Below are 13,125 nucleotides of genomic sequence, written 5' to 3' on the forward strand. Positions count from 1 at the left end.
ATCGAATTTAATCTTTTGCACAAAAATAACGCTAGAATTGCTTCCAGCGTCATCATAAATTTATTCAATTGCTTTTTTCATTACTTGTGCATATTCAGTCAGTTTAGCCGGTGCTTCTTCGCCATTTTTGTCGATTAAATCAACAATTTGACTTCCCACAATTACACCATCAGCTAACTCACTCATTGCTTTGGCTTGTTCTGGGGTATGAATTCCAAATCCAATGGCAATTGGTGTCTTCGTATAACTTCTAATCTTATCAGTTAAGGATTGTAAATTAGTCTTAAACTCATCACGAGTTCCAGTAATTCCCATTGAAGAAACGACATAGATAAAACCAGTCGCACGTTTCGCAATCTTTTCAATTCGTTCCCGTGAAGTTGGTGTGACCAATTGAATTAAATCTAAATCATATTTTTCAATGCTTGGTAACAATTCCGTTTGTTCTTCAAATGGCATAGCAGGAATAATCATCCCACTGACATTTAATTCAGCACAACGACGACAAAATTCATCGTAGCCAGTCTTAAAGACTAAGTTTGCGTATGTTAGAAAGACCATCGGTACGTCTGACTTTTCTCGTACTCGTTTCACAATTTCAAAAACGTCATCAGTATTTACGTGACGATCTAATGCCCGTTTATCAGCAGCTGCAATTACGGGACCATCCGCCACTGGATCTGAAAATGGAATTCCAATTTCGATTAAATCAGTACCGCCGGCAGCCAAAGCTAAAATGTTATCAACTGTGGCTTCAATACTTGGATCTCCGGCAACCACGAAACCGATGAATGCTTTTTGGTTAGCAAAAATTTCACTTAGTTTACTCATTAATATCTACCCCTCTGTATTTGGCAATTTGGGACACATCTTTATCACCACGACCAGAAATGGTACAGATAATAATTTGGTCTTTGCGCATCGTTGGTGCTAATTTTTGCACATAAGCAATCGCATGTGAACTTTCAATTGCAGCAATAATTCCTTCAGTTCTTGCAATGTATTCAAAAGCTTGAACGGCTTCTTCATCAGTAATTCCGACGTATTGAGCACGTCCAGTTTTCGCTAACATTGCATGTTCTGGTCCAATTCCGGGATAATCTAGTCCCGCAGAAATTGAGTAAACTTCATCAATTTGACCATCTTTATTTTGCAGGAATTTGGATTTCATACCATGGAAAATTCCGTCGCTCCCTTTTTCTAAAGTAGCAGCATGTTGATCCGTTTCCACTCCTTTTCCGGCGGCTTCACAACCAATTAATTGAACTGTTGGATCTTCAATGAAATCGGCAAAACTACCAATGGCGTTACTTCCACCACCAACACAAGCGACAACTGCATCTGGCAAACGTCCAGCTTCTGCCATAATTTGTTTCTTAGCTTCTTTACTAATGACACTTTGGAAATCACGCACCATCAATGGGAATGGATGTGGACCAACTGCTGAACCTAAAACGTAGAAAGTGTCTTCGACGTTAGCAACCCATGCTTGCATCGCCGCATTCACAGCATCTTTGAGGACCATTGATCCACTGGTAACGGGATGAACACGACCACCAAGTAATTCAATGCGGAACACGTTTAATTTTTGACGATCTGTATCTTCTTTTCCCATGTAAACGTCACATTCCATCCCCATCAAAGCAGCAATCGTCGCTGTCGCAACCCCATGTTGACCAGCACCAGTTTCGGCGATTAACTTCTTCTTCCCCATGCGCTTGGCTAATAAAGCTTGGCCAATGACATTGTTAATTTTATGAGCACCGGTATGATTCAAATCTTCTCGTTTCAAGTAAATTTGAGCGCCACCTAGGTCTTCTGACATGTGCTTAGCATGATACAAAAGTGAAGGACGATTGGCGTAGTTATTCAATAAATCATGTAATTCTTTTTGAAATTCTGGATCATCCTTGGCAGCTAAGTAAGTCTTTTCAATTTCTTGTAATTCATGCATTAAAGTTTCCGGAACGTATTGTCCCCCGTAGATATCGTATTTTCCATTTTTGTTAGTCATAATTTTCTCCTACAATTGATGCACTAAATCAGTTAGTGCCTGCATTTTGATTAAGTCTTTGTGTCCGTCAGTTTCAGTACTACTGGAGACATCAACGACGATTGGTTGCGTAGTTTTCACTGCTTCTGCGACATTAGTCAGATTAATTCCCCCAGATAAATATTCTGGTTGACTTAAGTGATGGTTAGTAAACGCTTTAGCCGCAATTCCACGCCCCTTACTTGCATCAAACATGACATAGTCAGCATCCGCATTAATTTCATTTTTATCAGTCACAACTTGAATGATTTCTCCATTTAAATTGTGAACTGTCTGGATTAAATCATTCGGTAATTTACCATAGTATTGAACTTGGCTAATAATTTGTTGTTCTAGCGCGGCTTTAATTTCAGCCGTAGTTTGTCCAACGTAGACACCAACTGAAATGATGTCTGGGTTCAGTTGTTCTCTTAATTGTTGGGCCGTTTTTAAACCAATTTGGCGCTTACTGGGTGCAAATACAAATCCAATTAAATCAGGCTGAACTTGATTGATATTATCAACGTCAGCTAAAGTTTGCACACCACAAATTTTAATTTTGACCATGAGCTAATTCCTTTAATTTCTGCGCTTTGTCATCCGCTAACATCATGGTTTCGCCAATCAACGCTCCATTAACTCCAATTGCTTCAAGTTCAGCAATTTCAGCATGACTTTTAATGCCACTTTCAGAAATAAACAAAATGTCATCTGGAACAAGTTCACGTAGTTGTTTTGAATTATCCATATTAACGGTGAAGTTTTTTAAATTTCGATTATTGATGCCAATGATTCGAGCCCCGGCAGCAATTGCTCGTTTAATTTCAGTTTCGTTATGGGCTTCAAAGATTACTGATAATCCTAATTGGTTAGCAATCTCAAAGTATTCATGTAATTGATTATCATCTAAAATTGCACAAATCAACAAGATAACACTTGCACCAGCTGTTTTAGCTTGATATATCATGTACGGATCAACGGTAAAGTCTTTCCGTAAGACTGGGACATCAACTGCTCCGGTAACTTGTTGTAAATCGGCTAAAGTTCCTTTGAAATAATCTGGTTCAGTTAAAACAGAAATGGCAGTTGTTTCAGCTTGTTGGTAGGCTTTCGCAAGTTGTTCAACATCAATCTTGGTTTTGATATCGCCCTTGGAAGGTGATGCACGTTTGATTTCACAAATAAAACTCATCTTTGGTTTGCGTAAGGCAGTTTCAAACGGAAAATCGTAAGTGATAGCATCATAGTTAATTTGTTTTTTTAAGTCGTCTAGTGGTAAGGCTGCTTTTTCTTTAGCAATTCGGACTTTAGTTACATTAGTTAAATCATCTAAGATCATGATTAATCCCCCACGTGGCTAGCAGCGACAAAGTCTGCTAGTTTTTGTTTTGCTTTACCACTATCGATGGTTTCTGCGGCCAACTGCATCGCATCCACTAAACTTAGTTCTGGTTTCACAATTTGAATCGCACAAGCAGCATTCAAAATTACGATATCGCGTTTGGGTCCTGGTTCTCCATTGAGAATGGCTTTCGTAATATCAGCATTTTCTTCCGGAGTCCCGCCAACTAAGTCAGCCGGTTGGCAAAGGTGTAACCTTAACTTTTCTGGATTGATTTCACCTGTGGTAATTTCATGATGATTGAGTTTAGCATATTTGGTAGTAGTCGTTAACGTTACTTCATCGAGGCCATCATTTCCATGGACCACCATGGCATTCGTAACACCAAGTTGGTCTAGAACATGGGCCATTGGTTCAACTAATTTTTCATCGTTAACTCCGAGTAATTGGTAATTGGCACCGGCGGGATTGGCTAGTGGTCCCAGATAATTGAAGATGGTGGGAATGCTCAAGGTCTTGCGAACCGGAGCCACAAACCGCATTGCTTGATGATATTTTTGCGCAAATAAGAAACAAATTTGATTATCGGACAACATTTTGGCTGATTGTTCCGGACTAACTAATAAGTTAACTCCGAGGGCTTCAAGAACATCGGCCGCCCCACTTTTACTACTAGCGGCACGATTTCCATGTTTGGCAACTGGAACAATTCCAGTTGCCAAAACGACAATTGCGGTCGTAGTTGAGATATTAAAAGTGTTGGCCTGATCTCCACCAGTTCCGACAATTTCTAATACTGGATGAGCTGGTTTAATTTGGGTCGCATGTTTTCTTAATGAATTAGCTGCTCCAGAAATTTCATCAATGGTAGCGCCTTTAATTGAAAGTCCCATCAAAAAGGCGGATTTTTCAATTTCATTGGCTTGGTCATTCATAATTTCGTCTAAGACTGCCTCAGCTTGAGTTGCACTCAAATCTTGTTGTTTGCTTAATAGTTCAATTGCGTTTTTAATCATTTCTTTTTCTCCTACTAATTTAAAAGTTCACATCAATTAATTAGTAGTTTTGCCATCGTCTCTTTTCCATAATTCCCAATCTCCTTTAATTTTAAATACAAAAAAACCGCCCTCTACTAGATAAGTAAAGGACGGTTTCCCGCGGTGCCACCTTGAATTTGAGTAAAATACGGTATTCTAAAAGAATATCGATTCTAACCCCGCTTAGCAGAGGACCAACATCCTCCCGACAACTGACGTATGTCTTAACGTCAAACCATACTCGTATAATATACTTTCAAGTTTGCCCTCGACGGTCCATTTAACTAACTGCGTTCGATTGCCATTCTCAGCACCGGCAACTCTCTGGGCGTGCACATTAGTTTTAATCTCCATCTCAATGGTTTCTTTTGGGTCGTATTTAATTTTTATTAATCATAACTAGATTTTTGTATCATGTCAACAACTAAATTAAATTTTTTTATTTAGTTGACACAAATTTATTTATGCTTTAATCTATTGGAAATAAAACAAGCAGTTAACCGTCGATAACTTTTGGCTAAGTTATCAAAACCGTTGACGTGGAGATCAAGATTACCATGCCTTTCAAGAGAGCTGATGATGGTGAGATATCAGTAAGAAACAAGTAATTAAATGGACCACTGAGGGCACTAATAAAAGCTTTGGCTGATTACCTAGTGACGTGTTGGGATACGTAAGTTCCCGGAGGAATGATAGTTCCTTGCTAAGGCGGGAAGTAGTCTTTTTGACTACCTCCAATTAAGGTGGCACCGCGGATAAATTTGTCCGTCCTTAACAATCATTTGTTATGGGCGGGCTTTTTTTATACAAATTTTTTGGAGGTCACATAATGACAAAATACGAACGACACACTTTACAATATCAAGATGCAACTTTCTCTCCTAGCAAGATTATAGCGAGTTTCCGTAAGCAAAACCAAGATGGTTATATCTTAGATATTAATAATGAAACTACTTTAGAAAAAACTAATTTAATCTATTTAGGAATTCATCCGAAACTTAAATTAACTTATCGGGATGGTGTTTTATCAACTAATGACACCAAGATTAAAACTGATTTACAAGATTACTTAGAAGACTTAATGAGTGAGTACGAATTTGATGACACTAGTCAACCATTACCATTTTCTGGTGGATTATTAGGCTACTTTGCTTATGATTACGTGAAATATAACATTCCCCATTATCCGAAAGTTAATAATCCATTTGGCTTAGATGATGCGGCATTTATGCTATTTACGGAAGTGATTGGTTTTGATCCAAGTACTAACCAAGTAACCTTAATTCAAAATTTACCCGTTGGCGAATCAGATACTTTAACGGAATTAAAGCAGGAATTAACTGATTTACAGGCTGAATTTGATGGTTTCCCTACCCTCGAAATCGCTAAATTATTAATCCCCAAATATGATAAACCAACTTATGAAAAGTTAATTCATAAAACGATTGAACATGTCTATAAAGGTGATATCTTCCAAATGATTTTATCAAATCCCTTACAAGGTGAAGCAAATGGTGATTTATTAGCGTTATATCAACAACTTACTGGAACTTATCATTTCTACTTCACTCTGGGTGATTTTCAAACTGCAACAGCCTCTCCTGAAACGTTACTGCGTAAAATCGATACTAATTTAGCTACTTTTCCCCTTGCAGGAACTCGTCGGCGTGGAAAAGATACTGCCGAAGAAACTAAATTTGAAAATGAATTACACACTGATCCCAAGGAAATTGCCGAACACAATATGCTCGTTGACTTAGGCCGCAATGATTTAGGAGCTGTCAGTCAGTTCAATTCTGTGAAAGTTACGGAACATATGGTGTTGAAAAAATATAAGCAGGTTATGCATTTAGCATCTACGGTTGAAAGTCAAATTGCACCTGATAAAACTGGTCTCGATGCTTTAAACTCCGTCTTTCCAGCTGGAACTCTATCTGGCGCACCTAAGGTTTCTGCTATTAATATCATTGGTGATTTAGAACAACAGCATCGCGGTATTTACGGCGGCACATTTGGCTATTTAGACTTTAATGGTGATTGTGACTTTGCGATTGGAATTCGTTTAGCCCATAAAAAAGGACATCATTTAACGGTTCATTCCGGTGCTGGAATTGTTGCGGATAGTATTCCCGATAATGAATATCAAGAATGTTTTAATAAATCACGAGCTATTTTAAATGGCTTACGTCAAGCAACAAACTTGGAGGTTTTGAACTATGATTCTATTGATTGATAATTATGACAGTTTCACTTATAACTTGTACCAACTCATTGGTCAATTTACCCAAGATATCAAAGTGATTAAAAATGATGAACTAACTGTTCCAGAAATTGAAGCATTACAGCCAGAAGCTATCATTCTCTCCCCTGGTCCTGGTAATCCAGATGATGCTGGGGTTAGCTTAAAAGTTGTCAGACAATTACAAGGCCAAATTCCCATGTTAGGAGTTTGTATGGGATTGCAAGTCATGATTCAGGCGATGCATGGCAAAGTTGTACCAGCTAAAAAGTTAATGCATGGTAAAACTTCGTTGTTAAAATTAGACAATGATAGTTTACTATTCAAAGATTATGCGCCAACAGGAACAGTAGCTCGTTATCACTCTTTAGTTGGAGAAATGGCAACTTTACCAGCTGAATTTAAGGTCACAGCAGTAGATGATGCCAATGAATTAATGGCTGCTGAAATTCCTGATAAACGGATGTACGGAGTTCAGTTTCATCCCGAATCAATTTTGACTGATCAAGCATTGGGGCAAAAGATTGTTAGTAACTTTTTAGAATCGTTGTAAATGAAAAAGCCAATTCGAATTAATTTTCGAGTTGGCTTTATTGTTTTATCTAAATATATCTGCAAATCTTTCAGAAACATATGTCTCAAGCAATGCGGCTATGAAAAGCAATGGTAATACATAGATGAAGTATAGCTTAAGGTAATTACCAATCGCTTTCTTCACACTATTCTTACCATGTTTATATAATTTTTGACATACTGCCTTATTAAGCTTAAATGCTACTGTAAATAAAATGAAGAATGCAAAAAGTTCAATAATACTGTGGCAAATAAGTTCAGTAAACATTTCGAAAAGCGTTACTTTTGCATTCGTAAATGGGATTGCAAAAGCTGTTCCAAAAATAATTCCATTCATCACAATGGCGTACATCCATAAATATGGAATTGGAATTAAGGCAACTATTAATACGACTAGTGGAACTGTTAACGCATTATTTCTGAAAATATAAAGAAATTCATCAAATTCAGATTTTGGTTCAAATCCACTATATACTCTCTGTAAATATCCTACTGAGTTATATCTAACAACGATATTAACAATAAAAGTTATTACGGCAACAACTAAGAAAAATAATACTAATTTTCTTAACAAAATCCAATCGATCGGATTATTTTTAACAAGGTTTTTCAATCTATTTTTCACTAATAATCTCCTTTGAGGTCTCATGTTGATTAAAAGTATATAGATATTTATTAAACATTGATATAGAAAAAGAGCAATTGATACATTTTGTATACAATTACTCTTTATTACTACACATTAATAATCACATCATCTTTTTTACTAATCTCGATTCAACGTTGAATGATGAATTCCATAAACCAGATAAATTATGATTCCAATTAAGAACCAAATTCCAGCTGTAATTAATGTTTCCACATGTAATTGAGTCATTAGACTTAGTGAAAATAGTGTGGCAATGATGGGCAAAACTGGATAACCTGGCATCTTAAATCCATTATGCTTAATATCTTTTCGTTTACGAAGGGGAATAATTCCTAAAGATACAACCGTAAATGCTAGTAGGGTTCCAAAACTAACTAGATCAACTAATTTGTCTAATGGAATTAGTCCAGCAAAGACAGCAATAATAACCGTTGAAATTATCAAGGCTCTTGTAGGTACCCCATTTTTGTTAATTTGTCCTAACTTACCTGGCAATAATCCATCTCTTCCAATGGCATAAATCAATCGTGATGAAGAATAGATCGTAGCATACATCATTGTGTACATTCCGATTAAAGCTCCTACCGCAATAATCATGGAAATGGCATTTTGTCCCACATGATGAAGTGCAAATGATACAGGATCAGCAACATTTAATTGGGTATAGTTAACCATTCCAACTAGTACAAAAGCTACTAAACTATACAAAACAGCTGCAATTACTAAAGTTCCAATGATTCCTAATGGTAAATTACGACTAGGATTCTTAACTTCTGCCGCAGATCCTGATAACGCATCAAAACCAAGAAATGAGAAAAAGACCATTGCTGCCCCAGTTAAAACTCCTTGGAAACCGAAAGAATCATGCATTCTTTTAGGAATAAATGGGTGGTAGTTTGAACTCTTAATGTAAAAGAATCCAACAACGATAAAAATTAAAATAATGGCTAATTTCAATAACACTAGCAGGTTTTCTGTCTTTTTAGATGTTGTCATTCCTTTACGTAAACTAAACGCAATTACTAAAATAACTAAGATCGCAACTAAATTTCCATAAGTTCCATGAGCTGGATCAAAAGCTCCCGTGAATGCTTTTGGTAATTTAATAATTGGCGAAATTAAACTAGTAAAGTATGCTGACCAACCAGTTGCCACAGCAGCAACTGCTAAAAAGTATTCCAAAATCAATGCCCAACCTAAAACCCAGCCGACAACTTCCCCGAAAACAATATTTCCATATGAATATGCAGATCCAGCAACTGGTAATGTCGCAGAAAATTCTCCATATGCCATTGCTACTAATGCACAAACTACTGCAGCTAATAGAAAACTAATTACAACCGCAGGTCCAGTTGTAGTTGCGGCAACTGTCCCTGGAAGAATGAAAATTCCCGTACCAATAACTGCCCCAATTCCTAGACCTAATAAATCTTTAACCGTTAATGTTCGGTTTAAATGTTTATCATTATCTAAATATGTACTTAATTCTTCTTTTTGAAACATTCGCGCAACTAAACTCAATTTAATTCCCCCAATCAAAAAACATATCAATGACATTACGCCCGATGTGTTTTAAAAGTATTGTTAGATTCTTTTAGCAACTTTTAACCTATCATCGAACTTTTCGACAACACGTTAAAATTTAACGTGTTAGTCATTAATTTTGACAAAATACGCTAAATAATAAATATTAATATCTCTTTTTGAATTTATCATGCTAAAATTATCCCTTTCATTTTTAAACAAGTGTACTCATATATTTAACATATGTCAATAAATACGAATAATATTAATTATATTAAACATTTTTAAATAAAATAACGAACTATAATCGAAAAAATATGCATAAAAATAGGCAACTAAATTCCAGGTTGTAAACAGGAACTCAGTTGCCTAATTAATTACATTAAAGGACTCATAAGGCGACTAAAGTGTTGTTTAAAATTAAGCCACCAGCCTTCGTTTTCAAAATATTCTTTAGTTCTTTGAGTTGCGTTTTCTAAATCAACTTTAAAGATTTCTTCCATTTCTTTAGCCAATTTCTTGTCGTAAACAAATGCATTACATTCAAAATTCAAAGAAAAACTACGGTAATCAAAGTTTGCTGATCCAATTGAAACTAATTTATCATCTACTACCATCGTTTTAGCATGCATAAAGCCGTCGTTATAAGCATATACTTTACATCCTAAATCAATTAATTGACGGGTATACCACTGAGTAGCACGATATACAAATGGATGATCAGGCATATCAGGAGTAATAATTTGAATATCTACTCCTGATTCTGCAGCAATGGTTAAAGCGTCAATAACGGATGGATCAGGAATTAAGTAAGGAGTCGTCAATTTAATAGAATGCTTGGCACTTTGGATTAATTTAATGTATCCTTTTTTAATTTGTTGTTTTTCACTGATTGGACCACTGGAAACAATTTGCATAATTGCTTTTCCATCAGTAGCATTTTCTGGATAATATTTTTTCATTTCAGTAGGACTATTGAAATCAATTCTATTTTTAGGCGCAGTGGCATTCCAATCCGGAATGAACTTCGATTGCATTCCATAAACTCCGTGTCCCTTAACTCTGATCATACAATCACGCCAGTTACCAAATTTGGGATCCCATCCCATATATTGATCACCTAAGTTCAATCCACCAATATACCCAATTTTTCCATCAATCGTGATTAATTTATGGTGATCTCGGTAATTAACTCGCATATCTAAAATGTTATTTTTATTATGAAGGAATGGATAAGCGTGTCCACCAGCTTCGAAAAGCGGTTTGAAAAATTGTTCATGGGTACTCATTGACCCCCAGGCATCATAACTAACTTTAACATCTACTCCACGTTTTGCAGCAGCAACTAATACATTTAATGCTTTGGTTCCAATTTTATCGGAAGCAAAAGTATAAAATTCAATATTAATAGAACTTTTGGCGTTATCAATATCAGTAAATAATTGATTAACGAATGTATCTCCACCTGTAAATACTTCAATTTCATTAGATCCTTGTAATGGTGCCAAATCATTATTCATAAACATTTTAACTTGTTCAGCAGCATCATTAACAATCTTGTTATTAGGATTACTTTGTTCATCAAACTTTCCTAATTGCTGCTTTTGCTCATTAATTTCAGTACTAACATCTTTATGAGTCTGGCCCTTAATATTTAAAACTTGGCTCTTAGGAATTCCTCTTCCAAAGAATCCGTATAATAAGAATCCGAGAACTGGAATAAAGATCAACACCATTAACCAAGCTAGTGTAGACATGATGTCCCGTGGTTCTCTAAATATTGTAATAATAGCGATAATTGTATTAATAAAAACAACCAATAGTAATCCATACAAAATAATAGTTAGTGTGCCCATATGATCTCTCCATTTTTAATTTTTTTGTGAATTAAATACTTTACTTACTATATATGATACATTTATATATTAAATTTGCACATTATTTTAATGCTGCATTTAGAAAACACAACTAATCAATTTCATCTGATTTTGGATAAACTACATGAAATTTTTCCAATACTACTCTAGCATTTTCAATATCAAAAATTTCACCTTCACTCTGGCACTCTTTTGAAAAGTAATTGTCATGTTCTTTTCTCCAATATGTCAAAGTACGATCACCTTCGCCTTCTTCAAAAGCATGGGTTGCGTCGACATCTAAATAATTAACCACTTGAACATCATCATTTTGAATAATACAAATAGGACTATCATTATTATCAAAAATAACATCGTATGCACCTTTACCAGGTAATGGATCATTATCTTTTACGTACAAGTCATAATTACTAGTGGTGGCTGTTTTTGTTCCTGATAAAACTAACTCAGCTAATTTATCTGCCGCAACTCCAAATTGAAAACTACTTTGAAGTTTGGCATCCGCTGGTATATCATGTTTCTCTTTTGCTTGTTGAAAAAATTGTTCTGGGGTCATCATTTAACTCCTTAACTATTGGTTTTTAAAATACTATAATATTTATTCCAATCATTTGAGATAGTTTCAATAATTGTTTGATTTAATAGATAGTCTAATACATCTTTTTTTGCTGGATTATCTAAAAAAGTATATTTTTGTGGAACATTAAAAGATCCAAATTCATATCTTAACTCATCTAAACTTATTTTATTAATTTTATAAACTTTCATTATTGGAATAATATATCCTTCATTCTTTTCTTGAAAGTAATTAAATATTTCTTTAAAATCATCTTTTTATTAGCTAATTTTTTTGCATCTGAATAAATTGGAAAATCACACTCAATATACAATTCTATTCCCCCATTTTTACCACTTGTATATACAAATGCTTGGAATTTATCCTTATAAAATGATTTTCTATATTCAATAATTTTATTTCCATTTAATATTTCACATACATACTCTTTATGTATGGACATTAATAACGTAGGTTCCAAAGGATTATATACATCAGCAATTTTTTTAATCATGCAGAATTCTCCTAAAGTTTTATTTTTTTCTTACTATTAGCATAAAACGGTCTTCATTCGTGCTAACATATCCAAATTTATTTATTAATTTATCTAAATCATTTAATTTTTTCAAATCATTTTCAACACTAAAATTTGGAAACTCCCAAGGAATTACTGATGCATAATAAACAATTGCACCAACATCAAAAAATTTCATTGTAGGTTTATATTCATCATAATAAATGATTTCAAAACCTGAATTTTCACAATCGATTAAGGTATTAAGTAATGTATTTTCAGGATAAGCAATAGAATAATCACTATCAAAATATTTTGATAACGAATAGTTATTTAATGCGCCAACTTGCTGAGTTATAAATAGACCATTTTTCTTTAATTTTTTATTTATTAAATCAATATCAAATGCGGCATGGCTATTCGTTATGATATCAAGTGATTCATCATTAACGGGTAAATCTGATTCATTTTCACTCTCAATAATTACTATTCCAGTATCTGATAGATTTTTATACAAAAATTCAATATTTGGTTTCCAAGCCTCAGTAACTATTGTATTTTGAAATGGATGATGAAAATTACGCAATAACTCTCCTCCGCCAGTTCCCATATCCAACAATTTCATATCATCCCTAAGATATTTTAAAACCAATTTCACATAATTCCATGGGAGTGTTTCATTTTCCCACCTACCATCAAGATGAGAAAAATCCCATCCTTTCATTCCATATTTTTCTTCAAATTTCCATTCATCTATCTTTTTCATAATAAGTTCCTATTAC

Annotated in this window: 14 protein-coding genes and 1 other annotated feature; of the genes, 2 read left to right on the top strand and 12 right to left on the bottom strand. The window is 34.7% G+C overall.

Translation table 11 applies throughout. From position 1 onward, the window contains the following. Nucleotides 1–60: 60 nt before the first annotated feature. From trpA to trpD, 5 genes are read right to left on the bottom strand one after another with little or no spacing between them, the layout of a single operon-like run. The gene (gene trpA, locus ACQW5G_RS00165; RefSeq protein ID WP_429971090.1) at nucleotides 61–831 is read right to left on the bottom strand and encodes a tryptophan synthase subunit alpha; all 771 of its coding nucleotides are present in this window, start codon (nucleotides 829–831) and stop codon (nucleotides 61–63) included. Beyond that, a complete protein-coding gene (trpB, locus tag ACQW5G_RS00170) occupies nucleotides 824–2,014 on the bottom strand; it encodes a tryptophan synthase subunit beta (protein ID WP_429971091.1) in 1,191 nt (396 codons plus the stop codon). The genes trpA and trpB overlap by 8 nt, the downstream gene beginning before the upstream one ends. 9 nt (nucleotides 2,015–2,023) lie before the next feature. After that, nucleotides 2,024–2,599 carry a phosphoribosylanthranilate isomerase gene (locus ACQW5G_RS00175; RefSeq protein WP_429971092.1) on the bottom strand — a complete coding sequence of 192 codons (576 nt, stop codon included), beginning with the start codon at nucleotides 2,597–2,599 and terminating at the stop codon, nucleotides 2,024–2,026. Further along, nucleotides 2,586–3,371 (bottom strand): indole-3-glycerol phosphate synthase TrpC, encoded by a 786-nt coding sequence (trpC, locus tag ACQW5G_RS00180; RefSeq protein ID WP_429971093.1) that lies wholly within the window; start codon nucleotides 3,369–3,371, stop codon nucleotides 2,586–2,588. Before trpC ends, ACQW5G_RS00175 begins: the two co-directional genes overlap by 14 nt. Nucleotides 3,372–3,373: 2 nt before the next feature. Further along, entirely contained in the window at nucleotides 3,374–4,390 is a 1,017-nt protein-coding gene (gene trpD / locus ACQW5G_RS00185) for an anthranilate phosphoribosyltransferase (protein ID WP_429971094.1), read from the bottom strand. Nucleotides 4,391–4,936: 546 nt separating this feature from the next. Continuing rightward, nucleotides 4,937–5,187: a binding site (T-box leader), on the top strand. Between the two features lie 53 nt (nucleotides 5,188–5,240). Between trpD and ACQW5G_RS00190 the strand changes: the two genes are divergently transcribed. Together ACQW5G_RS00190 and ACQW5G_RS00195 are read left to right on the top strand one after the other, a co-directional pair. Continuing rightward, nucleotides 5,241–6,644, top strand: a complete 1,404-nt coding sequence (locus ACQW5G_RS00190; protein WP_429971095.1) for an anthranilate synthase component I family protein — start codon at nucleotides 5,241–5,243, stop codon at nucleotides 6,642–6,644. Continuing rightward, the gene (locus tag ACQW5G_RS00195; RefSeq protein ID WP_429971096.1) at nucleotides 6,628–7,203 is read left to right on the top strand and encodes an anthranilate synthase component II; all 576 of its coding nucleotides are present in this window, start codon (nucleotides 6,628–6,630) and stop codon (nucleotides 7,201–7,203) included. Before ACQW5G_RS00190 ends, ACQW5G_RS00195 begins: the two co-directional genes overlap by 17 nt. Before the next feature lie 45 nt (nucleotides 7,204–7,248). Here ACQW5G_RS00195 and ACQW5G_RS00200 read toward each other — a convergent pair whose 3' ends face one another. The 7 genes from ACQW5G_RS00200 to ACQW5G_RS00230 all read right to left on the bottom strand — a co-directional run bounded on the left by ACQW5G_RS00200 (nucleotide 7,249) and on the right by ACQW5G_RS00230 (nucleotide 13,109). Beyond that, nucleotides 7,249–7,848, bottom strand: a complete 600-nt coding sequence (locus ACQW5G_RS00200) for a stage II sporulation protein M (RefSeq protein WP_429971097.1) — start codon at nucleotides 7,846–7,848, stop codon at nucleotides 7,249–7,251. Nucleotides 7,849–7,989: 141 nt separating this feature from the next. Further along, complete coding sequence (locus ACQW5G_RS00205) at nucleotides 7,990–9,393, bottom strand: APC family permease (protein ID WP_429971098.1); 1,404 nt, start codon at nucleotides 9,391–9,393, stop codon at nucleotides 7,990–7,992. A gap of 380 nt (nucleotides 9,394–9,773) precedes the next feature. Continuing rightward, on the bottom strand, nucleotides 9,774–11,252 hold the full coding sequence (gene cls / locus ACQW5G_RS00210) for a cardiolipin synthase (protein ID WP_429971099.1): 1,479 nt from the start codon (nucleotides 11,250–11,252) through the stop codon (nucleotides 9,774–9,776). 112 nt (nucleotides 11,253–11,364) lie between these two features. Beyond that, entirely contained in the window at nucleotides 11,365–11,829 is a 465-nt protein-coding gene (locus tag ACQW5G_RS00215; RefSeq protein WP_429971850.1) for an ASCH domain-containing protein, read from the bottom strand. A gap of 11 nt (nucleotides 11,830–11,840) precedes the next feature. Next, a complete protein-coding gene (locus ACQW5G_RS00220) occupies nucleotides 11,841–12,041 on the bottom strand; it encodes a hypothetical protein (protein ID WP_429971100.1) in 201 nt (66 codons plus the stop codon). After that, a complete protein-coding gene (locus ACQW5G_RS00225; RefSeq protein WP_429971101.1) occupies nucleotides 12,041–12,343 on the bottom strand; it encodes a hypothetical protein in 303 nt (100 codons plus the stop codon). The genes ACQW5G_RS00220 and ACQW5G_RS00225 overlap by 1 nt, the downstream gene beginning before the upstream one ends. 19 nt (nucleotides 12,344–12,362) lie before the next feature. Beyond that, the gene (locus ACQW5G_RS00230; RefSeq protein ID WP_429971102.1) at nucleotides 12,363–13,109 is read right to left on the bottom strand and encodes a methyltransferase domain-containing protein; all 747 of its coding nucleotides are present in this window, start codon (nucleotides 13,107–13,109) and stop codon (nucleotides 12,363–12,365) included. Nucleotides 13,110–13,125 lie beyond the last annotated feature (16 nt).

The organism is Fructilactobacillus sp. Tb1, from assembly GCF_050500285.1.
Lineage (GTDB): Bacteria > Bacillota > Bacilli > Lactobacillales > Lactobacillaceae > Fructilactobacillus.

Bases quoted from the DNA above. Each gene is read 5' to 3' on its own strand.
- trpA (WP_429971090.1), bottom strand. From the start codon at position 831: ATGAGTAAACTAAGTGAAATTTTTGCTAACCAAAAAGCATTCATCGGT.
- trpB (WP_429971091.1), bottom strand. From the start codon at position 2,014: ATGACTAACAAAAATGGAAAATACGATATCTACGGGGGACAATACGTT.
- ACQW5G_RS00175 (WP_429971092.1), bottom strand. From the start codon at position 2,599: ATGGTCAAAATTAAAATTTGTGGTGTGCAAACTTTAGCTGACGTTGAT.
- trpC (WP_429971093.1), bottom strand. From the start codon at position 3,371: ATGATCTTAGATGATTTAACTAATGTAACTAAAGTCCGAATTGCTAAA.
- trpD (WP_429971094.1), bottom strand. From the start codon at position 4,390: ATGATTAAAAACGCAATTGAACTATTAAGCAAACAACAAGATTTGAGT.
- ACQW5G_RS00190 (WP_429971095.1), top strand. From the start codon at position 5,241: ATGACAAAATACGAACGACACACTTTACAATATCAAGATGCAACTTTC.
- ACQW5G_RS00195 (WP_429971096.1), top strand. From the start codon at position 6,628: ATGATTCTATTGATTGATAATTATGACAGTTTCACTTATAACTTGTAC.
- cls (WP_429971099.1), bottom strand. From the start codon at position 11,252: ATGGGCACACTAACTATTATTTTGTATGGATTACTATTGGTTGTTTTT.
- ACQW5G_RS00215 (WP_429971850.1), bottom strand. From the start codon at position 11,829: ATGACCCCAGAACAATTTTTTCAACAAGCAAAAGAGAAACATGATATA.
- ACQW5G_RS00220 (WP_429971100.1), bottom strand. From the start codon at position 12,041: ATGAAAGTTTATAAAATTAATAAAATAAGTTTAGATGAGTTAAGATAT.
- ACQW5G_RS00225 (WP_429971101.1), bottom strand. From the start codon at position 12,343: ATGATTAAAAAAATTGCTGATGTATATAATCCTTTGGAACCTACGTTA.
- ACQW5G_RS00230 (WP_429971102.1), bottom strand. From the start codon at position 13,109: ATGAAAAAGATAGATGAATGGAAATTTGAAGAAAAATATGGAATGAAA.